The 23690-nt window shown below is 53.5% G+C and carries 17 protein-coding genes, 1 other RNA gene and 1 pseudogene; 3 read left to right on the top strand and 16 right to left on the bottom strand.

Features of this window, described 5'->3' with window-relative positions; translation table 11 throughout:
- Positions 1 to 32: 32 nt before the first annotated feature.
- The 9 genes and pseudogenes from ACZ1HF_RS02930 to acuI form a co-directional block, all read right to left on the bottom strand.
- Positions 33 to 2480, bottom strand: a complete 2448-nt coding sequence (locus ACZ1HF_RS02930) for a DUF3772 domain-containing protein (protein ID WP_472656098.1) — start codon at positions 2478 to 2480, stop codon at positions 33 to 35.
- Positions 2477 to 3508 (bottom strand): cysteine synthase A, encoded by a 1032-nt coding sequence (locus ACZ1HF_RS02925; RefSeq protein ID WP_472656097.1) that lies wholly within the window; start codon positions 3506 to 3508, stop codon positions 2477 to 2479. The genes ACZ1HF_RS02930 and ACZ1HF_RS02925 overlap by 4 nt, the downstream gene beginning before the upstream one ends.
- A 54-nt stretch (positions 3509 to 3562) precedes the next feature.
- Positions 3563 to 4684, bottom strand: coding sequence for an NUDIX domain-containing protein (locus ACZ1HF_RS02920; RefSeq protein WP_472656096.1), 1122 nt, complete (start codon positions 4682 to 4684; stop codon positions 3563 to 3565).
- A gap of 5 nt (positions 4685 to 4689) precedes the next feature.
- Complete coding sequence (locus ACZ1HF_RS02915; protein WP_472656095.1) at positions 4690 to 5142, bottom strand: TrgA family protein; 453 nt, start codon at positions 5140 to 5142, stop codon at positions 4690 to 4692.
- Between the two features lie 5 nt (positions 5143 to 5147).
- Positions 5148 to 6363, bottom strand: a pseudogene (locus ACZ1HF_RS02910) (class I SAM-dependent methyltransferase).
- Between the two features lie 120 nt (positions 6364 to 6483).
- Complete coding sequence (locus tag ACZ1HF_RS02905; RefSeq protein ID WP_472656094.1) at positions 6484 to 7890, bottom strand: cryptochrome/photolyase family protein; 1407 nt, start codon at positions 7888 to 7890, stop codon at positions 6484 to 6486.
- 19 nt (positions 7891 to 7909) lie between these two features.
- Positions 7910 to 9133 carry an aminotransferase class V-fold PLP-dependent enzyme gene (locus ACZ1HF_RS02900; protein ID WP_472656093.1) on the bottom strand — a complete coding sequence of 408 codons (1224 nt, stop codon included), beginning with the start codon at positions 9131 to 9133 and terminating at the stop codon, positions 7910 to 7912.
- Between the two features lie 175 nt (positions 9134 to 9308).
- On the bottom strand, positions 9309 to 10958 hold the full coding sequence (locus ACZ1HF_RS02895; protein ID WP_472656092.1) for a BCCT family transporter: 1650 nt from the start codon (positions 10956 to 10958) through the stop codon (positions 9309 to 9311).
- A 184-nt stretch (positions 10959 to 11142) separates the two neighbouring features.
- Positions 11143 to 12132 carry an acrylyl-CoA reductase (NADPH) gene (gene acuI, locus ACZ1HF_RS02890; protein ID WP_472656091.1) on the bottom strand — a complete coding sequence of 330 codons (990 nt, stop codon included), beginning with the start codon at positions 12130 to 12132 and terminating at the stop codon, positions 11143 to 11145.
- A 164-nt stretch (positions 12133 to 12296) separates the two neighbouring features.
- Here acuI and ACZ1HF_RS02885 point away from each other — a divergent pair, with 164 nt between their 5' ends.
- Positions 12297 to 13340, top strand: a complete 1044-nt coding sequence (locus ACZ1HF_RS02885; protein WP_472656090.1) for an extracellular solute-binding protein — start codon at positions 12297 to 12299, stop codon at positions 13338 to 13340.
- A gap of 82 nt (positions 13341 to 13422) precedes the next feature.
- On the opposite strand, the gene ACZ1HF_RS02880 is transcribed toward ACZ1HF_RS02885, so the two are convergent.
- Positions 13423 to 14751 carry a hypothetical protein gene (locus ACZ1HF_RS02880; protein WP_472656089.1) on the bottom strand — a complete coding sequence of 443 codons (1329 nt, stop codon included), beginning with the start codon at positions 14749 to 14751 and terminating at the stop codon, positions 13423 to 13425.
- A 112-nt stretch (positions 14752 to 14863) separates the two neighbouring features.
- Complete coding sequence (locus ACZ1HF_RS02875) at positions 14864 to 15292, bottom strand: TadE/TadG family type IV pilus assembly protein (RefSeq protein WP_472656088.1); 429 nt, start codon at positions 15290 to 15292, stop codon at positions 14864 to 14866.
- 358 nt (positions 15293 to 15650) lie between these two features.
- On the opposite strand from ACZ1HF_RS02875, the gene ssrA reads away from it, so the two are divergent.
- Positions 15651 to 16000, top strand: a transfer-messenger RNA (tmRNA) gene (ssrA, locus tag ACZ1HF_RS02870).
- A 33-nt stretch (positions 16001 to 16033) separates the two neighbouring features.
- On the opposite strand, the gene prfB is transcribed toward ssrA, so the two are convergent.
- The 5 genes from prfB to ACZ1HF_RS02845 form a co-directional block, all read right to left on the bottom strand.
- Positions 16034 to 17161 carry a peptide chain release factor 2 gene (gene prfB, locus ACZ1HF_RS02865; RefSeq protein WP_472656087.1) on the bottom strand — a complete coding sequence of 376 codons (1128 nt, stop codon included), beginning with the start codon at positions 17159 to 17161 and terminating at the stop codon, positions 16034 to 16036.
- A 69-nt stretch (positions 17162 to 17230) separates the two neighbouring features.
- Entirely contained in the window at positions 17231 to 19771 is a 2541-nt protein-coding gene (locus tag ACZ1HF_RS02860; RefSeq protein ID WP_472656086.1) for a penicillin-binding protein 1A, read from the bottom strand.
- 91 nt (positions 19772 to 19862) lie between these two features.
- Positions 19863 to 20483 (bottom strand): N-acetylmuramoyl-L-alanine amidase family protein, encoded by a 621-nt coding sequence (locus ACZ1HF_RS02855; RefSeq protein WP_472656085.1) that lies wholly within the window; start codon positions 20481 to 20483, stop codon positions 19863 to 19865.
- Between the two features lie 28 nt (positions 20484 to 20511).
- On the bottom strand, positions 20512 to 21066 hold the full coding sequence (locus tag ACZ1HF_RS02850; protein WP_472656084.1) for an AMIN domain-containing protein: 555 nt from the start codon (positions 21064 to 21066) through the stop codon (positions 20512 to 20514).
- Between the two features lie 61 nt (positions 21067 to 21127).
- Positions 21128 to 22261, bottom strand: coding sequence for a pyridoxal phosphate-dependent aminotransferase (locus ACZ1HF_RS02845; RefSeq protein ID WP_472656083.1), 1134 nt, complete (start codon positions 22259 to 22261; stop codon positions 21128 to 21130).
- Between the two features lie 60 nt (positions 22262 to 22321).
- On the opposite strand from ACZ1HF_RS02845, the gene ACZ1HF_RS02840 reads away from it, so the two are divergent.
- Positions 22322 to 23662 (top strand): M48 family metalloprotease, encoded by a 1341-nt coding sequence (locus ACZ1HF_RS02840; protein ID WP_472656082.1) that lies wholly within the window; start codon positions 22322 to 22324, stop codon positions 23660 to 23662.
- Positions 23663 to 23690 lie beyond the last annotated feature (28 nt).

Genomic DNA, 23690 nt, shown 5'->3' with positions numbered 1-23690 from the left:
CAATAGGATGGCCCTGCCCCATAGAACCTGGATCAATCGTCAAAATCACCTTCATCAAGGCTCCCACGTGCCGTTTCCCTTGAAACCGCAGGAGGTGTGGTCGGCGGTTTGGGTTGCTGCACTTTTCGTTTGGGTTTGCCACCCGGTAAAGTCTCGGGATTACGCAACCAGACATCACGCTGCGCGAAGGGTATTTCAATCCCTTCTTCCTCAAACCGGCGGGCGATTTCATGGTTCAGGTCGGATTTTGTTGACAGAATAAAATTCACATCTCGCAGGATCGCCCTGATCTCAAAGTCCATCGAGTCTGCACCAAACCCCATAAAAAACACAGCAGGCGGCGGATTAATGATAACACCGGGGGCGGCTTCCGCGACCTCACGCAATATCTGTTCGACCTTGCGCGTATCAGTGCCATAGGCCACACCAACAGGCAAAATCAGGCGACCATTCAAATTGCCCTTGGTCCAGTTCGTCACAGTCCCGCTGACTAAATCAGCGTTCGGAACAATCACATCAGTTCTGTCAAAAGTCTCGATCCGGGTAGAGCGCACCGATATATTCTTGACCACACCCATGGTTGGCCCGACCTCGATCCAGTCACCTTCGCCAATCGGACGCTCAATCAGCAAGATGATCCCGGACACGAAGTTGGACACGATATTTTGCAGTCCAAACCCGATCCCGACGGATAGCGCACCAGCCACAATCGCAAGAGAACTAAGGTCAATCCCCGCGCTGGTTATCGCGATCAGGGCAGCAAGGAAAATCCCGACATAGCCTGTGCCAGCAACCACAGCATTGCGTCCGCCTGCATCCAGTTTCGTGCGCGGCAGCACCTGCGTCTTCAGGGTGCCTTGCAACAGACGCGTCAACCCGTAACCCAGACCGAACACAACGGCAAAAGTCAGAAAGTCTGACGGTGAAATACGCGTCTCGCCGAACTGTATACCGTTTGAGATAAGCGCCCATGTATCCCACAATTCAGCGGGCCGCACGCCCCAGATCAGTGCCAAAACAGGCATCGCCAGCAGCGCCAGAACAAAGCCTACAAGCACGGGGATCAGACCCGTCGCAACGGCCTCATCCCCGGCAAACATTGCGTAGATGTCGCGCGCCAGTCGTTGAAGAATTGCAACCAACCCCAGTAAGGCCAATGTCATGACGGTCGGAAAGACAAGGGTATTGGCTGCCTCCGTATAGCCGATTGCTGCCAGAACGGGGCCTGCAATGGCGACTGCCATCGCTCCGCGCCCCAGAAAACGGCTGATCAGCTTTGAGGGGGCTTCAGACTGTGTTTCTTCCTCCTCATCCTTGTCTTTGATTGATGAAATCAGAATCTGACCAAAGCGGAACAGCATGAGCCCCGCCAGTGCGGTAATAGGCAAACTCAGTACCGCCTGAGCTGCAAAGGACTGACCATTAGCAAGCAAGTTCTCATGAATCAGAGCGCCGACAGCCGAATTAGCGGCAATCAAAATCGCCAGCATAACCGTATAGAAACGTGCTTCTTTCGCCTGCGTGTCGCTTACGTCAAATATCGGGCGTGGCGGATAGACAACGGGGAAAACCTGCCGAGACAACCAGCGTGCGGTCAGAAAATAGGCCACTGAGGTTGCCAGAATATCGATAACCTTGTTCCCGATCAAACCTGTCAAACTGGCCCGGTTAAACGCCAGAATGAGAAAGACGATCCCGATAAATGGCAAGATCATCCCCAGCAAAGACGCCAGAAACGCACCAACCCGAAAGCGTGCGCGGCTTTCCTTGCGGCGCGCGCGCAGCACGGACATGCCATGCTCGATCCACCGGCTTGAGCGCAGCAATAGCACAAAGCCCACACCAAGATAGACAAGGATCAGAGGTAAGTTATCGAGAAGTTTTGCGGAACTAAACCGTCCTGAAACCTCACGGCTAACGGCTGCACCGACTTTACTGACCGCTTGCGCCGCAGCGGGCCAGTTGGCCGGGTTTACCGGCGACGGATCAAGGCGCAGGATCTGATCTGCCTGACGTTGCCGAACCAGACGGTCAAGTTTGCTGATCAACCCGTTGGCGCGCGCATACGCCTCTTCCGCTTGACGAGACGGGGCCAAAGCGGTGTTCAGCTGGTCTTCCAGCGCAGTGCGCCTCGCTGTGATCTGTGCGGGCTCTTCTTGCCCTTCCTCCGGCTCTGGACCAAGAGCGTCGATCTGACTGCGCAGTGTGGCCACGCGGTCTTCATTTGCCGATTGCGCTGTCTGAAATTGTTCGCGCCACGATACCAACCGTTGGCGTAAAGCCTCAAGTTCGTTATCAGAGAGTTCATTACGGTCTAACTTGCCCTGCGTCTCCGCAGCAAACTGTTCCCATCCGCTATAATCAGCAGCGTTTGCGTTTTGGGCTTCGCTCAGAGCTTCCTGCGCATAAACATGCGATGACAATTGCGGCGATACAATTGCCAAACACAGGGTCAGGCAGGTCAGAATATAACGGATCATTCTTCGAAAACACTCGGCATGGGTTTGGGATCAGCGGCCAGCCATTCGGGTACAGGCAAGCCCTTCTCGCGCAGGAAGGCAGGGTTCCACAGTTTGGATTGATAGCGCGTCCCATAATCGCACAGGATCGTCACAATACGGTGCCCCGGCCCCATGGCCTTGGCCATACGCACGGCACCCGCCACGTTTACACCGGAAGATGCCCCAAGGCACAGGCCTTCATATTCCAGCAGGTCAAACACATAGGGTAACGCTTCTTCATCGGGAATTTGGAACGTATGATCTGGCGCGAACCCTTCAAGATTCTTGGTGATCCGGACCTGCCCAATGCCCTCGGCGATAGAGCCACCTTCGGTTTTCAGCTCGCCACTTGTGTACCAATCATACAGTGCGGCCCCCATCGGATCCGCAAGTCCGATCTTGACCCCTTTGGGTTGCAATGCAGTCGCAACACCTGCCAGCGTACCGCCAGAGCCAACTGCGCAGATAAAGCCATCCACCTTGCCATCGGTTTGGTCCCAGATTTCCGGGCCAGTCGTTTCAACATGGGCTTGCCGGTTGGCCACATTATCAAACTGGTTCGCCCAGATTGCGCCGTTCGGTTCGCTTTCGTTCAGCTTCTTTGCCAGTCGTTCGGAATAACGCACGAAATTATTCGGGTTGCGGTAAGGTGCTGCCGGAACTTGCACCAATTCCGCACCAGCCAAACGCAGCATATCCTTCTTTTCCTCGGATTGCGTTTCCGGGATCACGATCACCGTTTTGTATCCCATCGAGGCCCCCACAAGGGCCAACCCAATGCCGGTATTTCCCGCAGTTCCTTCAACAATCGTGCCACCCGGTTTCAAGTCACCCCGCGCAATTGCGTTCTTGATCATATAAAACGCTGCCCGGTCTTTGACAGATTGACCAGGGTTCATGAACTCTGCCTTGCCCAGAATTTCGCAGCCGGTTTCCTCGCTGACCTTATTAAGACGGATCAGAGGCGTGTTGCCGATCATTTCGGCGAGATTATTCTTGATGGTCATGCTGCGCCTCCCGTTGGTGTATCCTCACCGTGATAGGCGTCCCTTCAGGCGAACTCAACAGGTCTTGCGCAGCCTGTCACGGTTCAACGCCAGCCAAAAGGCAGAAATCACCAGTGGACCATTCCCGGCCTCACCAGTTTCGATGGCCTCCATCAACATATCGAAGGGAACAACCAGAGAGCGGATATCCTCGGCCTCGGTGTCCAGACCGCCAATACCCTCGATGTCATCAGGCAAATCTGCAATACCGATGAACGACACCATATGTTCCGTGTTCGCACCCGGAGAACTGTAATATCCCGCAATTTTATGAAGGGCGGACGGGATTATGCCTGCCTCCTCCATCACTTCGCGCATAGCAGTCTGTTCGTAGGTTTCACCGGGATCGACACGTCCGGCAATTGCCTCGATAGACCACGGCACCGGATCGCCACGGCGAAACAAGGCGGCACGGAATTGCTCAATCAGCATGACCCGGTCGCGCTTTGGATCATAAGGCAACACCGTCACCGCATCGGCCGTCACAAAAACAGCCCTGTCCACAGCTTGCCCCATATCGCCGGAAAACTGCCGGTAACGCAGTGTCAGATCATCAAGGACAAAAAATTTGGAATAGCTGCGTTGCTGCTGTTCCAATACTACATCGCTCTGCGACAGGCCGCTGCGCAGGTTTGTCGGCACGGGTTCGCTTTGCGCGTTCAGTTGCGCCTGCGCACGGGCAAGGATCATCGGCAGGCGGCTTGCGACCTCTGCAGGCGTCAGCGTTCCAAAATAGGACATAACCTCTATCGCCGCTTCCCGCCACAATGGGCCATGGTCCTGCTGCCAGACAGTCAGATCCCAAGGGTCCCCGACCTGCCAGCGCTCCGCTTGTGGAATATAAACCTGAGCCGTAATCGGGATGCCATCAACATGCACCTCACGCGGTTGCAGATCATAGGCATAAGGGCCTTCGAAATAGTTGAGACGATCTATGTCAGTATCAGTCAAATCACTCAGCAAGACACCACGCGCTTCGTCAGCGCTATTCTTGAAGATCATCGGAAAGGTTTGGCCTGCCGCATAATGAACGCTGTGACCGGGCAATGTAGCATCCCGGCCCTTTGGCTCACGCCCCAAAACCTGCGTCAGCAGCGTTTCATCGCGTAATGTTCCATACAGAAAAAGCTGCGCCACACCTGCTAGGCCCAGCGTCTACTGGCCCATTCCCCGGCTAAACCGCCAACTATACCGCCTATAACAAGCGTCAGAATGACATTTTGGTCAATCATCCACTCGCCATATTTGAAGATAATACCAAAAGTTTCGACCAAGGCTTCAACCGGACCATCATAAGCCCCGCGGGTTGACAGGCTCAGCATTTCAGAAATTGCGAAAATCAGCAGGGTAAAAAACAAGGATACTGCAATCGCATAGAAACCCGTATTGATCGCCGCGAAATAATTCTGGCCAGCAAGGCGACCAATAACCTTCCAACCGCAAATTGCAGGAACTATTACACTTATCTGCGTAAGCCAACCTGTTGCAGTGCCCTCTGGCAACACCAAACGGACGTTCTCAGCCGTGATAAATCCTGTAATTCCGAATATAACCGCCGCGATGAGTTTCGAGGCTGTAGGCATGTTTGTGCGCATAAGTCTTACTCTGGTCTGGTCATTGTGATTTGCGTCACATCACAGTTTCCACTCCAGAAGGTCGCTGCGCAAGAGGTCAGATAAAAATTCCACATTTTATGGAAACGTTGATCAAAACCAAGGCCGGCTACGTCGCCCCAACGGTTATTAAAAACCTCATGCCAGCGTCTTAGCGTCTGGCTGTAGCTGTCGCCAAATTCCATTGAACTTTTCAACAGCAAACCTGCCCGCGCCACCTCTTCTTTAAGGGCCGTTGGACTAGGAAGCATACCCCCTGGGAAGATATATTTCTGAATAAAATCAACGCCTCTCTTATAAACCTTCCAGCGTTTATCGGCGACTGTGATGATCTGCAAAGTGGCGTTTTTTCCGGGTTTCAAACGGTCCCGCACCGCGTCGAAATAAGTGGGCCAGTAGCGTTCCCCTACAGCCTCGAACATCTCGATAGAGGCTATTCCATCATATGTGCCCTTTTCGTCGCGGTAATCTTGTAATTTGATCTCGACCATATCCGCGAGTCCAGCCTCTGCAATCCGGCTTACTGCATAATCATGCTGTTCTTGGCTTATTGTTAACCCAGTGACCTTTAATCCATGTTCTCGGGCAGCGTATTCGGCAGAATCCACCCCAGCCACACCCGATCTCAAGCACATGATCCCCGGCAACTGCCCCCATTTGATCAACCATGCTTGCGTATTTCTGCTCTTGCGCTTTTTCCAGGCTTTCCTGGCCTGTTATAAAATAGGCTGAGCTGTACGTCATCGTATCGTCCAGCCACAGCGAATAGAATTCATTCCCCAGATCATAATGGTAGGAGATATTCTTTTTCGCCTGCGCCTTGGAGTTTGACTGCATCCAGAACCGCAACCTTTCATAGGCGCGCACTAAGGTTACACCGGGATAGCCATCATACATATCCTCATTGTGCCCATCATGGACAAGATCCATGAAAGCCTGCAGGTCCGGCGTGCTCCACCAGCCGTCCAGATATGCATCGCAAAATCCCAGGTCGCCCTCACGGATCAAACGGGCAAACAGATCATCATTATGAACGGTAAACTCAGCCACAGGTCCCGGTTTTGGACCTTCTGCACGAAAAATGCGCCCGTCTTCCAGCTTCATATCCAGACGTCCGGTTTGCATCTTTTGCGCAACCTTGAAAGCCTGCGCAAAGTACCGTGGCAGGTTTTGCTCACCCTCAATCTTCGTCAGGATCCCCATCCCCGACCTCCCACTCTATTTTTTCAAGCCAGATTAAGTAGATAGCCTGTAACTATGTAAAGCAAGTCAGAAATATCAAATTGCGTTAAGTCAATTTTGGATCACTTTTTCTGCGTAAAATCAGCGGTTCTTGTAAGCATCCAGTGCCCGTTGACGACCGATATCAAGCGCGACAAGAGGGGATGGATAATCATCCTTCGCCGATAGACCCCAACTTCTGGGAATTGCTCTATAGTAATTCTGCGCTTCCTGCCCATAGTCATCAAAAAGCTCTTTGATAAACTTTGCCCTATAAGATTTTGATTTATCAAACTTTTCTGCCTGAGTATCCGGATTGAATATGCGGAAATACGGCGCTGCATCTGGCCCTGATCCTGCCGCCCACTGCCATCCCATTGCGTTTGAGGCCGGGTCCCAATCGATCAGGCAATCCTCAAACCAGTCAAGCCCGACCTGCCAATGGGTCATCATATGCTTGGTCAAGTAGCTTGCAACAATCATCCGCCCACGATTGTGCATTGTTCCGGTCACATACATCTCGCGCATCGCTGCATCAACCAGCTGAATACCCGTGCGCCCCTGTTTCCAACGCAAGGTTTGATCGCCATCACCTTGCCACGGAAACCCATCCCATTCCTCACGCCAGTTTTGCGAGATAATTCGCGGCGTGTGATAGGCCAGATGATAGGCAAATTCACGCCAGACAAGTTCTTTCAGGAAGATTTCCGCATCCGCTTTACCGTTACGTAACGCCTGCCACCCGGCGTGCCAACAGCTGCGCGGAGAAATCTCGCCATAGGTCAGGTTTTCAGACAAACGTGATGTGCCATCCACCGATGGTATGTCCCGCGCAACACTGTAGTCCACGACCTTATTTTCGATAAACATCTCAAGCCGGTTTTGAGCAGCTTGTTCGCCAACGCAGACATGTTTGGCAACAATATCCGCGCCTCGTTGCATCGCAGCCCCCATCTTCCACGCTTTTATATCATCGCTGGCAGGCCATTGATCGGGGGCTTGCAGATGCGTAACAGGGAGTAAGGCAGGGTCAAGATCAGACCCGCGCACAGCTTTCCACATCGGCGTAAATACCTTGTAGAACCCACCTGTTTTGGTCTCAACCGACCAGGGTTCAAACAACAGATGACCGGTATGACTGACCACATCCAACCCATCCGTTTTTAGGCTGGCTTTCACGTCGGCATCACGGGCAATGGCGGCAGGATCATAGGCGCGGGTCCAATGCACAGCCCCTGCCCCGGTTTGCGACACCAGATCCCGCAGAACATCAAGCGCAGAGCCGCGCCTCAGGATCAAGCGCGATCCGATCCCGTCCAGCACTTTGTTGAAATGCTTAACGCCCAACCCCAAGCGCCATTTCGGTGCAGCGCCATGCGTAGCAACCAGATCATCATGGATGAAAACCGGGATGATCGGACGACCTGTAGCGGCAACCGCTGTCAGACCGGGATGATCACTCAGGCGCAAATCGCGCCGTATCCAATAAATTATCGGCACCCCGTTCATTTGCTCGCCCTATTTTTTCTTACAAAACCTGATCTAGCGCGCCGATGAGTTGGTCAACTTCCTCAGGCTTGGTGTAATGCACAAAGGACAGGCGCAGCACACCTTTATCCATATCCACGCCCATCGCCTGCAATGCACGTATCGCGTAAAAATCACCGCCCCCCGCCATGATACCATGGCGCGCCAGTTGCTTGGCCGCAGCTCCGCCGGGTATCTGCAATTCCAAGGCAACCGTTGGGGCCCGAAATGCGGTCTGCACAGGACCAATCAGACGGACTGAGTTCTTCGCGCTTACATAATCCAGAAGCGGTTGCAGGCATGCTGCCTCATGAGCCCGCATCAGATCATGCACGACAACGCCCTTGGCTGAAGGGGACACCTGACCGCCCACATGATGATCGTAGAGCGCATCAATATAATCTGCCATCCCGGCACATGCCGCGATCTGCGCATGATCCGGGCCCGCTGGCGTAAACCGCTTATACAGCGTCTCACCATTGAAATAATGCCCCTGATTTGGCAATCGCGTGCCCAAATCGCGACGGATCACCATCAGGCCTTGATGCGGCCCATAGGTTTTATAGGCAGAAAACATATAAATATCCGCCCCCAACGCACCCACATCCGGCAACCCATGGGGTGCATAGCTGACCCCATCGACACATACCACAGCGCCTGCCGCATGCACTTTGGCCGTGATCGCGGCGACATCATTGATCTCTCCCACAACATTGGAACAATGGGGGAAACACACCAGACGCACCTTGTCGTCCAGCAAAGCGTCCAAGGCTGCAATATCCAGATGCCCTGTCTGCGGGTCGATCTGCCATTCCCGGACTTCAAATCCTTCCTCAGCCAACCGCCGCCAAGGGCCTGTGTTGGCCTCATGATCCTGATTGGTCACGATAATCGCATCCCCCGGCCCCATCCACTGCCGAAATGCCTGCGCCAGCACATATGTGTTCTGCGTGGTTGAGGGGCCAAAGGACAGCTCATCAGTCTCGACACCCAGTATCGCCGCCAAACGCATCCGCGCTTCATCCATCTCTTCCCCGCCTAGGCGGGACGCTTCATAGGCCCCATAGGGCTGCACTTTGCGCTCAGTGTAGAAACGATGCAGTCGGTCTATCACCGGGCGGCATGTATAAGATCCGCCAGCATTTTCGAAAAACGCTTGTCCCTTCAAGTCAGGCACATCAAACGCAGGAAATTGAGCCCGCACAAAATCCAAATCAAGTTTCATCGCAATACCACCTACAATACACAACTCAAGGTCAATCAGCTTCCAAATGGTCCAAATACCTCCGCCGGAGGCATCGGTCCTGCGCAATGTAGCCTAGCAGGGACGATCAGCAGGACCAAACAAAATAAGGCCCCGGAGCAACGCTCCGGGGCCAATTTTATTACAGCTTAAAGTACTATTCCGCTGGCGTCTCGACCGAGGGAATACCTGCTGCCTCGCGACGGCTATCATTGTAGATCGCCTTGATCAGCGACACACACATCAACACCATCACGACCGAGAATGGCAACGCACCAATCACCATCGCTGTCTGGATCGCGTCAATACCACCAATGAGCAACAACGCCGCCACCACAGCCCCTAGGGCGACACCCCAGAAGATGATGTGTGGACGTGCCTTTGGCCCCTCGTCGCCTGCAGCATTGATCGTATTGACGATCAGAACGGCCGAATCCGCCGAGGTCACAAGATAGGTCATAAGCAGAATCACAATGATCACCGCCATCAACCAACCCAATATGCCAGAGCCCAGAATAATGTCTGTCATCGCGAAGATCTTGCCACCATCTGTTGCCTCGTTAATGGCCCCTTGTGCGACACCTGACAGTTCAAGATCGATGGCAGTCCCACCAGCCCATGTGAACCAGACAAAGCACATGATTGCAGGGACAAAGACCGCGCCAAGAACGAATTCCCGTATCGTGCGCCCTTTGGAAATCCGTGCAAGGAACAGGCCGACAAACGGTGCGAATGCCACCCACCATGCCCAGTAGAACACGGTCCATGATCCTTGCCAGCCGACCAGCTTCTCGGCAACTTCGTCACCGCCCTGATAGACCGTCACCATCATCGCTGGCAGTGCAATGACATATTCCCACATGCCAACAACCAGCGCCCAAAGCCCAAACCATGTCGAGCCGAATAGCAAGAAAAAGGATAGCAAGAAAATTGACAGCCCCATATTGAGGTTAGACAGCCATTTGATACCCTTACCCACACCTGACAACGCAGACAGGGTCGACGCCCCCATGATTACCACAAGTGCAAAGATGATCCCAGCCGATGAAGGGCTGCCATCCTCGACGGTCAGCCAGTCGCCTACACCAATACGCGACATACCATCGACGAACTGGTTCACACCAAAGCCAAGTGTCTGTGCGACCCCCAGTATCGTGGCCACAACGGCGACGATATCGATCAAGTGCCCTACGGGTCCAGATAACTTGCTCCCGAATATCGGCACCAGCGATGACCGTATCGTCAACGGCAAGCTGCGCCGGTATGCAAAATATCCCAAAGCCAACCCACAGATCGCATAAGATGACCAAGCAGAAAAACCCCAATGCAGGAACGACCATTTATAGGCGTTGAGAATGTTGTTCTCTGACCCGCTGTCGGCAAATCCTTGAATAACATCCGGGTTATTATTGAAATGGTAAATCGGTTCAGCCACAGCCCAAGTGAGCATACCCACACCGATCCCGGCACCGAACATCATCGAGAACCACGAGAAATTTGAGAATTCCGGCTCGTCATCCGGCAGACCCATTTTTAAGCGCCCAGCAGCAGGCCAAAGTGCAAGTATGATACAGACCACCACAAACGAAGCCATGACGAAAACATACCAAGAGGCGAAGTTGGAAAGAATATACGCATTAAAGCCTTTCAAAACCTCCGCAGCATGATCGGGAAAGGCCACAGCCCAGATCACAAGAAGCCCTATGATGACCTTTCCAACAACCGTCACATCGACGCTGAATCCTTTATAAAAGCCTTTATCCGCCGTGCGGATCGGCAACTCCGTTATAGGAGGTTTGAGTGCCATGATTTCATCCCTGTCATTTGTTATTATGACAGTAGCGTAACGCGGATATCCTATTTAGCAAAAGTATGAAACTGGCGAGAGTGATCAAAAAACGACATATTTCAGCGTAACTTCTTGAAATAAATCAGAATGAAACGGTTCATTAGTTGCGCTATCCATCGAATTGAAACACAAGATGTAGTATTTAGGCGTTCACATCAACAACGACTCGCCCTTTGATTTGCCCTTTCAGGATGTCGCTTCCAAGCTTCGGGAGCTCTGAAAGAGTCGCAGGTTGTATCATTGTATCCAACTTATCCATGGGCATATCTTTTGCGATCCTCTTCCACGCTCGGACGCGATTGTCATAAGGTTGCATCACGCTGTCGATACCCAGCAGATTGACGCCGCGCAAAAGGAACGGGATCACTGTTGCAGGCAATGCAGCACCGCCCGCCAAACCCACAGCAGCGACCGAAGCGCCATATTTCATCTGGCCCAGAACGCGCGCCAGCATCGCGCCCCCCACGGCGTCCACGCATCCCGCCCAGTTTTCTGTCTCAAGGGGGCGTTTGACCGTCTCGTTGATCTCTTCACGCGCCACGATCTGACTGGCACCAAGGGATTTAAGGTAATCAGCCGTATCCGGGCGTCCCGTTACACCTGCCACTTCGTAGCCCAGATGCGCCAGAATAGCAGTCGCGACGGAGCCTACGCCTCCGGCAGCGCCCGTCACAAGAACTGGGCCATTGTCTTTTTGCAGGCCGTGATCCTCCAAAGCCATTATAGCAAGCATTGCTGTGAACCCCGCCGTCCCAATTGCCATAGCATGCCGCGTGCTGATGCCATCAGGCAGGGGCACCAGCCAATCCGCTTTGACACGGGCCTTTTGCGCATAGCCGCCCCAATGCATTTCTCCCACGCGCCAGCCAGTCAACACCACGGTGTCACCCGGTTTGTAGCGTGGATCGTCAGATGTCTCGACTGTTCCTGCAAAATCAATTCCCGGAACATGCGGATACGTCCGCACCAGACCGCCCCCCGGCCCGATACATAGCCCATCTTTGTAGTTCAATGTTGAGTATTCCACGGCAACGGTCACATCACCGTCTGGCAGGCGATCCTTGTCAATCTGTGTGACCGTCGCCTGTGTTGTACCATCCTCATCCTTTGTCACCAGCAACGCATTGAACATTCCATGCCTCCTCAAACTGTGGTTTCGGTTCATAGAAGCCGAATTGATCCGAAAGCGCAAAGGCGAAAGCTGCGGTGGCACAAAATCATCTTGCTCTGATCTGTGCTCTGACCTAACTTTTTAGGCTATTGGACACATATCACCAGACCAGAGGATTGCCCCGCATGACCGAACTCACAAAACTGATCGGATCAACAGCCCTGTTGCTGGCCGCAAGTGCGGCCCACGCTGCCGACCCGGACTTGATGGTTTTCGACTATTCCGGCTTTGAAGACCCTTCATTCCATAGTGAGTATCTTGAAAAACACGGGGTTAGCCCGACATACACATTCTTCGGGGACGAAGAAGAAGCGTTCCAGAAAATAACCTCAGGATTCAACGTGGACGTCACCCATATCTGCGGCGGGTCAATACAAAAATGGGTAGATGCAGATCTGTTAGAGCCATGGGATACATCCAAAATCTCTGAATTCGGAAACTTGAATCAAAGCCTTATGGGAAGTGATGTAGCTGGGGATGGACCAGTTTACTTTATTCCCGTTGATTTCGGGACCACAGCCATCGCTTACAACCCTGAAAAGGTCCCTGCCGAAGATATCGCTACGCTGGATATCTTCAAAAACCCCGATTATGTGGGCCGCGTGACCATTCCGGACAATGTAGATGACGCCTATGCATTGGCTTATCTGGCGACAGGCACTCAGGATTGGGCAAATGCAACGGAAGAAGATTTTCAAAACGCCTCTAGCTGGTTGCGGGAAGTTCACCCAAATTTGCGAACCTATTGGACTGACCCTGCAGAGCTTTCCCAGCTTTTGGCGTCGGGCGAAGTTCTTGTGTCCTGGGCGTGGAACGAGACTGTACCCACTATGGCCGAGCAGGATTTTCCCGTCGGCTATCAACGGGAAGCTACGGAAGGATCTTCCGTATGGTTATGCGGTTATGTCCAACTGAAATCAGGACCCGGTTCAGAAGAGAAAACCTACGATTTCATCAACGCACTTTTATCGCCGACTTCCACGCAACCGTTTCTGGATGAGGGGTATGGTCATTCCAATGCAGCCTCGATGAAAAATATCAATGCTGAAAAACTGGAAGAAGTAGGGCTTGGCGATGCTAATGCCCCATTACTGGCACAACTGCCGATGTCACTGGAGCTGCGCACGAAGCAAAGCGAAGAATTCGAACGGATCAAAACCGGCTTCTGATTAAGGCTTTCCATCTAAACCAGACAAGAAAAAGCACCCCCTCTTTCGAAGGGGCGCTTTTTTAACTTTGTGTCTATCCGTGTTAGCGAATGAGACGGCCGCGCTTGCGGATTTTTGTCTCTGCTTGCGCGATTGGCTCAGGTTTGGACAGATCGACATAGGAGTCGAGCTCAACGTCACAGCCGTTAATGTCCATTCCGCCGCCAAGTGCTGTGTATTGCGATGCCTCGAAATACAAGCCACCCGCGCTTTTCATTGCGCCACCGGGGCTGAAGCGAGGGGCCGCACCAACAACACCATAAGCGCCGCTCGAAGCACCGAAACCGCCAAGTGACAATGACTCTTTCGAGAACAGGTAGGTGTTGAACTTACCAGTGTCACAATAGCTGTTTGGATTACCCCAAAGAACATCACCCGAGAAGTTCAACTGACCTGCGCCAAAAAAGAACACATCTTCAAAGTGCAGAGCAGGACCACCGCCGATGCCAATTTGGCCGTTTGCGACGATTGCAATATTCTTTGCATCAATACCGCCGGCCAACTGCATGCCATGGTTTACCACATAAATTGTGTGTGGTTCCAACTCACCGGGTTGAACTGTCCACCACCCGCGGTTCACACGGACGATTTTCGCGCGCCCATTCTCATCATAGATGTTTTCGGGCAGAAGATCGCCGGAATATGTTGTGGCACCGGATGTATAGAGCGCGTTCCACAACTCACCAAATTTCGCTGAAAGATTTGGTAAGATTGTTGGCTGCATATTGCTTTCAACCCGCACTTCCTCGGCAGTCGCACTGCCCTGACGTGTGTGGTTGATGACAACACTGTCTTTGCTTTCCGCACTCATGCGAACACTTGGACCAAAGAAGTCATTACCGCCCGTACGCAGGCCGGTTCCGCCGTGGAAGCAGACATCGCCGTTAAGGGTGTTACCACCACCTGTATCCATGAAGTTCGACGTAATAATAGTCGCAGAGGCGCAGGATGGGATAATAGGCTCACCACTTCCCGCTGTGATTACCTCTTCATCGGTCAGCGCAATAGCACTTGCATTCGTTTCAAAATATTTGTCATGGGCAAGGCTGAGCATGTAGTTGCCAATACCATTGCCACGCTCTGCGGTGCGGTTTGCAGAGACATAAACCGCGTTCGACGGCTTGTCGCTTGACGTATCAAGTATGTTTGCCTCGGAATCCCAGTATCCGATTACAATATCTTCCGCCTTGATCGGCTCCCCATGCAGGTTACTGTCAAGATTTATAGATGCCAGCCTAAGCGCCATTGCGCGGGCAGCTTCTTCATCAGGTAACTGTGCTGCGGCGGCCATTGCGGATGCGTCTGCAGCAGTTTGCATGATGTTATTGACACGCCAGCCGTTGGAACCATCAACCGCAATACCGCCGATCATGAACATCATCATAGTCCACATAAGTGATTTTACTGTCCCCGCACCTGATTCACTTTTCGCAAATTCGGATCCTTTCCGGAACGTCTTTTTAATAGCAGCATCCAAATGTGCGTTATGCATTTTCTTCTCCTTCATTCGTCTCTTCTTCGCCCTTCCACATGGTGACAGCTGCACTCAACTGGCTGGAATCGCCCCAGAATCTTTGAGTGAAAACTGCAATTTGTGAGAAAGGCACGCTTACGGTCGTTGAGACCAAGCCATTACTTTCAACAATATTCGCGCTGTAATTTGCCCCGCCACCAAAGCGCTTTACGACTTCAGTTTCCGCTTGGGATGGGGTCATGATGCCAAGGGCAACAAGGCGGCTTGCATCACGTGATGCATCATAAAGTAGCGTCTGACGGTGCATCAGCATGGATGCATCTACAGTGAAGGCCAACAAAGCGGCCATGAATGGCAACCATAGAACATATTCAATGGTGACATTCCCATCTGTCGCACGTGCAAAGCTTTTAAACTTTGTTAACAAACCGCGTTTCATTATTACTATCCCCATCAATGGATCGATTGGAGATAAGAAACATTATGCCCGTGACCTGGTCAGGGCTAGATTTAGGCGTTTTGGCGACATGGCTAACAGATTGTGCCCATTTTGGTGACGCCACGTCATAAAGAAAACATTAAGGACTTGTCGGCTTTTCTGCGGTTTCCTGAAACGAAAATAGTCATTTCATGTGAACCGTTTCTAAAACAAAAAATCACCCAGACAATTTCATGGCAATACTGTCATAATCGTTAATGACCGTTGGGAAAAATTGAGGCGACATTGTTCATAAATTATTTACATTCTTCGCAATAAGCGAATCCAACCCTTAAAGCCCGAGATTTAGACTTGGCCACCCCTTGAACCAAGCGCGTATGACACGTATGTTTGTACAGTCCTTCGGGACTATGGACATAAACGCGCTCGTAATAAGCGGATCGGACCCGGGGGCGGTACCCGGCGACTCCACCAAAACTCCCTCGTTTGGGGATCATGGGGTCGAAATAGGATCGACGGACGTCTAAAGGGGTTAGCTTTGTCTCGGTGAGTTACCACCGTTATCGGTACAATTAAGCTAGTTGCAAACGACAACAAAGCTCCAGTTGCTCTCGCTGCTTAAGCAGTGCGAAAGACTGAAATCTTAAGCCCTATCGCCTAGCTGCGATAGGCGGGGTTCGCAGGCACCTGGCAACAGAAGCCTGCACTCATCATCCCAGAAATAATATAGCCGACTGCAGCTTAACCCTCGGCCTGTGCTTCTGCCCGACTTTTGCCAGACACATCCATTGCCAAAGTTGCCGCCATGAACGGGTCAAGATCGCCGTCCAGAACGCCCTTTGTATCAGATGTTTCGTGATTGGTGCGCAGGTCTTTGACCATCTGGTAAGGTTGAAGCACGTAAGACCGGATCTGGTTGCCCCACCCCGCATCGCCCTTGTTCTCGTGGGCCTCATTGATTGCAGCGTTTCGTTTGTCTAGCTCCATCTGATAGAGGCGTGACTTAAGGGCTTTCATGGCAATATCGCGGTTCTGGTGTTGTGACTTCTCAGACGAGGTCACAACAATTCCTGTGGGCGCGTGAGTGATCCGCACAGCCGAGTCAGTTGTGTTCACGTGTTGGCCCCCTGCCCCGGAGGACCTGTAGGTATCGATACGAATATCCGCCGGGTTCACGTCGATTTCGATATTGTCGTCAACCACCGGATATACCCAGACCGAGCAGAACGACGTATGCCGCTTGGCCGCCGAGTCGAACGGGGAAATCCGCACAAGGCGATGCACCCCGGATTCTGATTTCAACCAACCATAAGCATTATGACCGGTAATTTTGTAAGCTGCGGATTTGATCCCCGCTTCTTCGCCCGGCGTTTCAGATTGCAGCTCGACCTTGTAACCGCGCTTCTCAGCCCAGCGGACATACATTCGCGCCAGCATAGAGGCCCAATCGCAGGATTCCGTGCCACCAGCGCCCGAGTTGATTTCAAGAAATGTATCATTGGCGTCTGCCTCACCATCCAGCAGCGCCTCAAGCTCTTTCGCGGCGGCTTTATCGACAAGGGCCATCAAGGCCGTCTCGGCCTCGGTCACGACGTCTGCGTCGCCCTCCACCTCACCCAGTTCGATCAGCTCGACATTATCATCCAGCTCTTGCTTCATGGCCGTATAGCTGTCCATCGCATCCACCAAAGACTGGCGGTCGCGCATCAGCTTTTGCGCGTTCTCGGTGTCATTCCACAAATCCGGGTCTTCAACACGCGCGTTGAATTCCTCCAGCCGATGCTGGGCAGTGTCCCAATCCATGCGCTGCCGCAAAAGATCGAGGGATTTTTGGATAGCCTCAACAGCATTCTGAGCGTCTGCACGCATGGCACTGACCTTTTGAAAGAGTGTATTCGTAAGTGTGATACGGGTATCATTGTGCGGGGGCAAGCCGTGCTAATACAGCCCGCCCGCACTGAGCGTGCCAAAATTCGCGCGCTCCGGTATCACAGCTGTTTTACCGCTTGACGTGGTTACTTCGCGCACAGCTGTCACATCGCTGTCACCACTTGTATAGAGGTTCAGGTTCGACCCCATAGCAAAGCCACCATCCAGAACGGCGCCAAGACCATATACCGGCTCCTCGCCCTCCCGGAAATACTCGGCCACAACATTGGGGCCATTGGCACCATCATCCAGACGCGCACCTGTTGTTCGGTCGATTTTCACGAAGTACCCACCGGGTGGCACCTTGAATTCCCCGCCGCCATATTTTTCAACGGCCTTTTTCATGAAATTATTGAACACAGGGCCGCACATGCCGCCGCCCGACGCGCCACGTCCAAGCGTGCGAGGGCGGTCATATCCAATATAGCAGCCAGCCACGATGTTGGACGTAAAACCAACGAACCAGACATCCTTGGCGTCATTGGTCGTGCCGGTTTTACCGGCTGTCGGTACGCTCAGGTTCACAGTTTTTGCCGCCGTGCCCCGCTCGACAACACCCTGCATCATTGATGTCAGCTGATAGGCGGTGATCGGGTCCATCACACGTTCGCGGTTAGAAACGATGGTTGGCGCAAAGTTTTGATCAAGAGAGGCCCCCTGACAATCTTCGCAAACACGTTGGTCATGGCGATAGACAGTGCGACCCCAGCGGTCCTGCACCCGGTCGACCAGCGTGGGCTCGACCCGTTCGCCGCCATTGGCAAACATAGCGTAGGCTGCAACCATCTTGAACAGGGTCGTTTCCTGGCTGCCAAGCGCATTGGCAAGATAGCCCGGCAAACGGTCGTAAACACCAAAGCGCTCGGCGTAATTGGCAACGGTGCCCATGCCGATTTCTTCCGCAAGACGGACGGTCATCAGGTTACGTGATCTTTCAATACCAACCCGCAATGGCGCCGGGCCGTAGAACTTGTTCGAGGCATTCTTGGGCCGCCATAGGCCTTGCGGTGTATTCAGCTCGATCGGGGCGTCTACCACAATGGTATTTGGCGCAAAACCACTGTCCAAAGCAGCGGCATAAACAAAGGGTTTGAAGGACGACCCCGGCTGGCGTGTCGCTTGCGTGGCACGGTTGAAAACAGAGTGTTGATAGGAATAGCCGCCCTGCATGGCCAGAACACGACCAGTGTTCACATCCATGGCCATGAAGCCGCCCTGCACTTCGGGAACTTGCCGCAAGGACCATTCGCCGTTCTCGGCCGGGCGCACGTGGATCACATCCCCGACGGACAGAAGGTTGGTCGTATCCGCAGATTTCGAACCGAGCGTGCCGTCTTCCCGACGCGGTCTGGCCCATGCGACATCACGCCCCGGAATATAGCCAAGGCTTTCGCGCCCCTCGATCCCGATACGCGCGTCGGGACCGTCAAAATCAAGAACGACTGCGACGGACCAATCCGGGATATCACGCGGGAACCGCGTGGCCGACAAAGCCTTTTGCCAGCCACCTTCACCTTGCAATGCCTCGGGCTCAATCTGCACCTTTACCCTGTGAAAGACGCCCTGCCCCCGGTCATAGTTTTCCAGCGCAACACGCAGTGTTTTCTCAGCCTCTTTCTGAAGCTCCCGATCCACTGTCGCGCGGATCGTCAGGCCACCGCCGAAAAATTCGTCCTTGCCGAAATCCTTGGACAACTGACGTCGGATTTCATCCGTGAAGTAATCACGGTCCGGTAGGTTTTGACGAAACCCTGCAAAGGCACCGCTTTGAACCGTTTCCAGAGACTTGAATTTTGCAACCTCATACTCTTCCCGGGACAGATATCCGTTCTCAAACATCTCGCGCAAAACAAAATTACGCCGGTTCGTGGCCCGCTCAACCTGTCGGACAGGGTGATAGTTTGACGGTGCTTTCGGCAAAACAGCTAGATAGGCCGCTTCATGGGGCTCAAGTTGTGACAGTGTTTTGTTGAAATAGGTCTGTGCCGCTGCCGCCACCCCAAAACTGTTCTGGCCAAGGAAAATCTCGTTCAGGTAAAGCTCAAGGATTTTATCTTTGCTCAGCGTGTCTTCAATCCGCACGGCTAGGATAAGTTCCTTTACCTTCCGCTCTGCGGATCGCTCACCGCCCAGAAGGAAGTTTTTCATGACCTGTTGCGTGATCGTAGAGGCACCGCGCAAGGGCTTGCCTTGCGCGGCTTCCAGCAGGGCCTTGGCCATCCCTAAAGGATCATAGCCCGCGTGGGTGTAGAAATGCTTGTCCTCGGCCGAGATAAAGGCCTGCTTTACAATATCGGGAATTTCATCTGCAGGCGCAAAGAGACGGCGCTCGTTGGCGAATTCGTCGATCAAATCACCCTGGCCAGAATAAATCCGGCTAATCGTCGCAGGCGCATATTGCGCAAGCTGTTCGTGATTGGGCAGGTCGCGCGAATACATATAGAAAATGGCGCCCACCAACATGGAAGCACCAAGCGCGCCAATACAGGCCCAACTAAAAATAGCCCCAAAAAGGATAGTATCATCCGCAACATGAAGCGGCTCCTGCATCACAAGTATAATCGTTATAGTTTACATACTATATAGGTCAAAAGCAGTTTATGCTATATCCCCGCAAAAGGATTGATGTAAGGGGTGGGTTTTATTTCAACAGCCGCCCGCCAAGTGCTGCATCTTCCAGTGCCCAACGATCAAGTGCAGTAAGAATTCCGCGTGCCGCTTTCTGGCGCCAGCCTGCATCCATCAGATTGGACAGGTCTTCCTGTGACGACATAAAACCCAACTCGATCAGGATCGATGGAATATCCGGTGCTTTGAGAACCGAGAAGCCAGCTTTCAGATGCGGACGCTTGTGTAACTTGCCCAGCGTGTCTTGCAGCCCTTCTACCAGATACCCCGCCAGTAAATCCGTATGAGAACTTGTTTGCACCCGGGCCAGATCAATCAAAACACCTGCAATCTGATCGTCCTGTGCGCTGAGATCGATACCAGAGATGATATCCGTGCGGTCCTGCTGCGCTGCAAGGGCAGCGCTTGCTGCATCAGACGCATCTTCGGACAAGGTATATACCGCTGTCCCCGTTGCCCGGCCTTCCGCAAGCGCATCCGCATGCAGCGACAAAAAAATATCTGCCCCGGCAGCGCGCGCAATCGAGACACGGCGCGGCAGAGACACGAACTCATCCTTCGTGCGCGTCAGAACGACTTTGTAATTGCCGCTGCGTACCAGAGTTTCTTTCAGCTCCTGCGCAAAACGCAGCATCAGAGCGGCTTCTTTATGTCCCTGACGTTCAGCACCGGGATCTCATGCCACCATGTCCGGGGTCAAGCACGACGACAATCGGTTCGTCCGAGGGCTTGTTGATCGCAATATCGTCAGTCTGTGGAGGAATATCGAACACGTCGTCCTGCACCGCTGCGGCAAAATCTTCAGGGCTGGTGTTGCTCATGCGAACAACAAGCATCGCACCTCCGTCAATTGGGTCCACCTTCATACCAGCCTCAGTGATCTTCATCGGCTCTGTCAGATCCACGACCAAACGCGACCAGCCGGGTCGCACCACCCCTGCGCGCAAGCTGGTGACACTATCGGATTGATCAAGCCGGGCAATGTCACCGTCAAACGCAACCTCCCGGAAAGAGATCACCAGCCGTTGTGGATCATCAAGCATAAAGACCCGGTAAGGCACGGCTTGCGTCAGCGATAAGTGCAGTTCTGTCCCGCCCCAAACATCCTGTAGAGAAGAATTCCCCTGATCCACCCGCGCCAATGCGCGAAATTCCTGTGCAGTAGCAATACCAGCCGTGAAAACTGCTGTGAGAAGAAATAATAAAGTTTTACCCATGACCGCTCTTTTTTCCGCCAGTCATAACTCAAAAATATATCTGAGGAAACGGCAATAACGCTTAGCGCCCCGACATAAACTGTTGTAGCCGCATCAGGCCTTCGCGTATGTCTTCGGTGCTCCGCGCGTAAGAAAAACGTAGGGTCTGATGGCCTCGCACGGGATCAAAATCAACACCCGGCGTCACCGCAACCCCAGCCTCATCCAGTATCTCTGCCGCAAAGGTCACGCTGTTGTCGGTCATCTCAGAAACATCTGCATAGATGTAGAAAGCCCCGTCAGGTGGTGCGATACGGTCAAACCCGGCTTTTGGCAGCCCTTCCAGCATCAGACGGCGGTTCCTGGCATAGACTGCGCGCATCGCCTCGGTCTCGCCTCGCGCGCCTAATGCGCCAAGCGCCGCGATCTGGGCCGCATGAGGCGCACAGATAAACATATTCTGAGCCAGCCGTTCGATCACCCTGACATGATCTTCGGGAACGACCATCCATCCCAGACGCCAGCCCGTCATCGAGAAATACTTGGAAAACGAATTAATCACATAGACATCATCACTAACCTCCAACGCTGATACAGCGCGGCTGTCATACTGTACCCCGTGATAGATCTCGTCCGAGATAAATGCGATGTTTCGCGCTTGGCACTCGCCGGTCAGTGTCGCCAAGTCAGATTTCGAAAGCATCGTCCCTGTAGGATTGGCGGGCGATGCAACGATCAACCCAGCCAGATCCTCCTGCGGGATATGCGGCACATGTCGCTGTGCGACATTGGTTGGAATACCCACAGGCTCAAGATCAAGGGATTTCAATATCTGCCTGTAAGATGGATAGCCAGGCTCTGTCACGCCGACTTTATCCCCTGCATCAAACAAAGCGGTAAACGCCAGAATGAAGGCAGCCGACGATCCTGCGGTAACGACCACGCGGTCCGGCGACAGATCGATGTCGTACCAGTCTTTATATAATTGCGCGATGCCTTGCCGCAGCTCTGGCAGACCCAAAGCAACCGTATAACCAAGCGCGTCATTCTGCAGTGCAGCTGTCAACGCATCCCGCGCGGCCTGTGGTGCAGGTGTTCCGGGCTGACCAACCTCCATATGAATGATATGGCGACCAGCGGCTTCGGCTTTTCGTGCGGCCTCCATCACGTCCATCACGATGAACGGATCAACCTTGCCACGGCTTGAACTTCGCATAACTTCCCCTCAGACTTGGCATGAGTGGTCAAACCACACGCATTACCCGAAAGGAAGCCAATGTCCAGAGTGCTGAACCTGATTTGCGCAGCGGTCCTTTTTACGCTCACCGCCTTGCCTGCTAATGCACAGACTGTGATCCGTGACGCAGAACTGGAACAAGCGCTCAAGCAACTGGCGACCCCGATCCTTCAAGCGGCAGGGATGGGACCGGATCGGGTGCGCATTCTGGTGATCAAGGATAATTCGTTGAATGCCTTTGTCGTCGATAGCCGGCATATCTTTATTCATTCCGGCCTGATCACACGGCTGGACCGTCCCGAAGCCCTACAGGCCGTCATCGCCCATGAAATTGCGCATATTGCCAATGGCCATATTTCGCGTAGGGCCATTAACCAAAGGGTCGCCAATCGGGTCACTGCAATCGGTCTTGCCCTTGCAGCGGCTGCCGCGGCAAATGGCGAAGGACAGGCAGCAGCGGGGCTGGCAGCGGGCACCGCCGGGTCCGCCAGACGGGTGTTCTTTAGCCATACGCGTGCCGAAGAATCTTCGGCTGATGAGGCTGGTCTGCGCTACATGGCCCGCGCCGGGATCGACCCAGACGCCATGTCCGATATTCTGGAAATTTTCCGCGGTCAGGACGCTTTGCGCAGCCGCGTAGACCCTTATGCGCTGACCCATCCGCTTAGTCAGGACCGGCTACGGCGCGTGAAAGGTTTTGTGGCGGGCTTGAAGGCCAAAGCAAAGCCAACCTCTGCCGCATCCGCCTATTGGTATGATCGGATGGACGCCAAGTTGCAGGGTTTCCTGCAAAATCCCCGCTCGGTACTGCGTCGAAAAGAGGCCAAAGGCAACGGGGAAACCGCTGTGCTGCGACGCGCGATTGCCTATCACCGCAGGCCCAGCCCAAAGAAGGCCATATCAGAGATCAATACGCTGCTGAAACTGCGACCGCGCGACCCCTATTACCACGAACTAAAGGGCCAAATCCTGTTGGAAAGCGGGAATGCACAAGCCGCTGTAGCGTCCTACAAGAATGCTGTGGCCCTTGCGCCGGATGAACCGCTGATCCTGTCTGGTCTGGGCCGCGCCTTGATCGCAACGGATAACCCTGCCGCGTACCGCCAAGCGCTCAAGGTACTTGAAACGGCGCGGTCACGCGATCCGGGCGATCCGGGGTTGCTGCGCAATCTGGCTGTGGCTCATGCGAAGACAGGTCAAAACGGCATGGCCTCTGTCGCCACGGCTGAACGGTATGCAGTGCTTGGCCGTTTCAGTGAAGCCAAGCTTCACGCTGAACGCGCCAGCGGCGCCCTGCCCCGTGGGTCCGCCGGATGGCTGCGTGCGCAGGATATACTGGCGACGGCTGATGCCGCGGCAAAAGCAAGAAGACGGCGGTAGATAACCTACTGCTGATTATAAATACAAT

The organism is Litoreibacter sp. GN1-5, assembly GCF_055693805.1.
Note: the sequence above shows the minus strand (reverse complement) of the source record. Positions and strands in the feature narration are given on the sequence as shown.

What these genes read in the sequence shown, in the direction of transcription:
- ACZ1HF_RS02930 (WP_472656098.1), bottom strand. Translation starts at nt 2,480, where the DNA reads ATGATCCGTTATATTCTGACCTGCCTGACCCTGTGTTTGGCAATTGTA.
- ACZ1HF_RS02925 (WP_472656097.1), bottom strand. Translation starts at nt 3,508, where the DNA reads ATGACCATCAAGAATAATCTCGCCGAAATGATCGGCAACACGCCTCTG.
- ACZ1HF_RS02915 (WP_472656095.1), bottom strand. Translation starts at nt 5,142, where the DNA reads ATGCGCACAAACATGCCTACAGCCTCGAAACTCATCGCGGCGGTTATA.
- ACZ1HF_RS02905 (WP_472656094.1), bottom strand. Translation starts at nt 7,890, where the DNA reads ATGAACGGGGTGCCGATAATTTATTGGATACGGCGCGATTTGCGCCTG.
- ACZ1HF_RS02900 (WP_472656093.1), bottom strand. Translation starts at nt 9,133, where the DNA reads ATGAAACTTGATTTGGATTTTGTGCGGGCTCAATTTCCTGCGTTTGAT.
- ACZ1HF_RS02895 (WP_472656092.1), bottom strand. Translation starts at nt 10,958, where the DNA reads ATGGCACTCAAACCTCCTATAACGGAGTTGCCGATCCGCACGGCGGAT.
- acuI (WP_472656091.1), bottom strand. Translation starts at nt 12,132, where the DNA reads ATGTTCAATGCGTTGCTGGTGACAAAGGATGAGGATGGTACAACACAG.
- ACZ1HF_RS02885 (WP_472656090.1), top strand. Translation starts at nt 12,297, where the DNA reads ATGACCGAACTCACAAAACTGATCGGATCAACAGCCCTGTTGCTGGCC.
- ACZ1HF_RS02880 (WP_472656089.1), bottom strand. Translation starts at nt 14,751, where the DNA reads ATGATCGGCGGTATTGCGGTTGATGGTTCCAACGGCTGGCGTGTCAAT.
- ACZ1HF_RS02875 (WP_472656088.1), bottom strand. Translation starts at nt 15,292, where the DNA reads ATGAAACGCGGTTTGTTAACAAAGTTTAAAAGCTTTGCACGTGCGACA.
- prfB (WP_472656087.1), bottom strand. Translation starts at nt 17,161, where the DNA reads ATGCGTGCAGACGCTCAGAATGCTGTTGAGGCTATCCAAAAATCCCTC.
- ACZ1HF_RS02860 (WP_472656086.1), bottom strand. Translation starts at nt 19,771, where the DNA reads ATGCAGGAGCCGCTTCATGTTGCGGATGATACTATCCTTTTTGGGGCT.
- ACZ1HF_RS02855 (WP_472656085.1), bottom strand. Translation starts at nt 20,483, where the DNA reads ATGCTGCGTTTTGCGCAGGAGCTGAAAGAAACTCTGGTACGCAGCGGC.
- ACZ1HF_RS02850 (WP_472656084.1), bottom strand. Translation starts at nt 21,066, where the DNA reads ATGGGTAAAACTTTATTATTTCTTCTCACAGCAGTTTTCACGGCTGGT.
- ACZ1HF_RS02845 (WP_472656083.1), bottom strand. Translation starts at nt 22,261, where the DNA reads ATGCGAAGTTCAAGCCGTGGCAAGGTTGATCCGTTCATCGTGATGGAC.
- ACZ1HF_RS02840 (WP_472656082.1), top strand. Translation starts at nt 22,322, where the DNA reads ATGTCCAGAGTGCTGAACCTGATTTGCGCAGCGGTCCTTTTTACGCTC.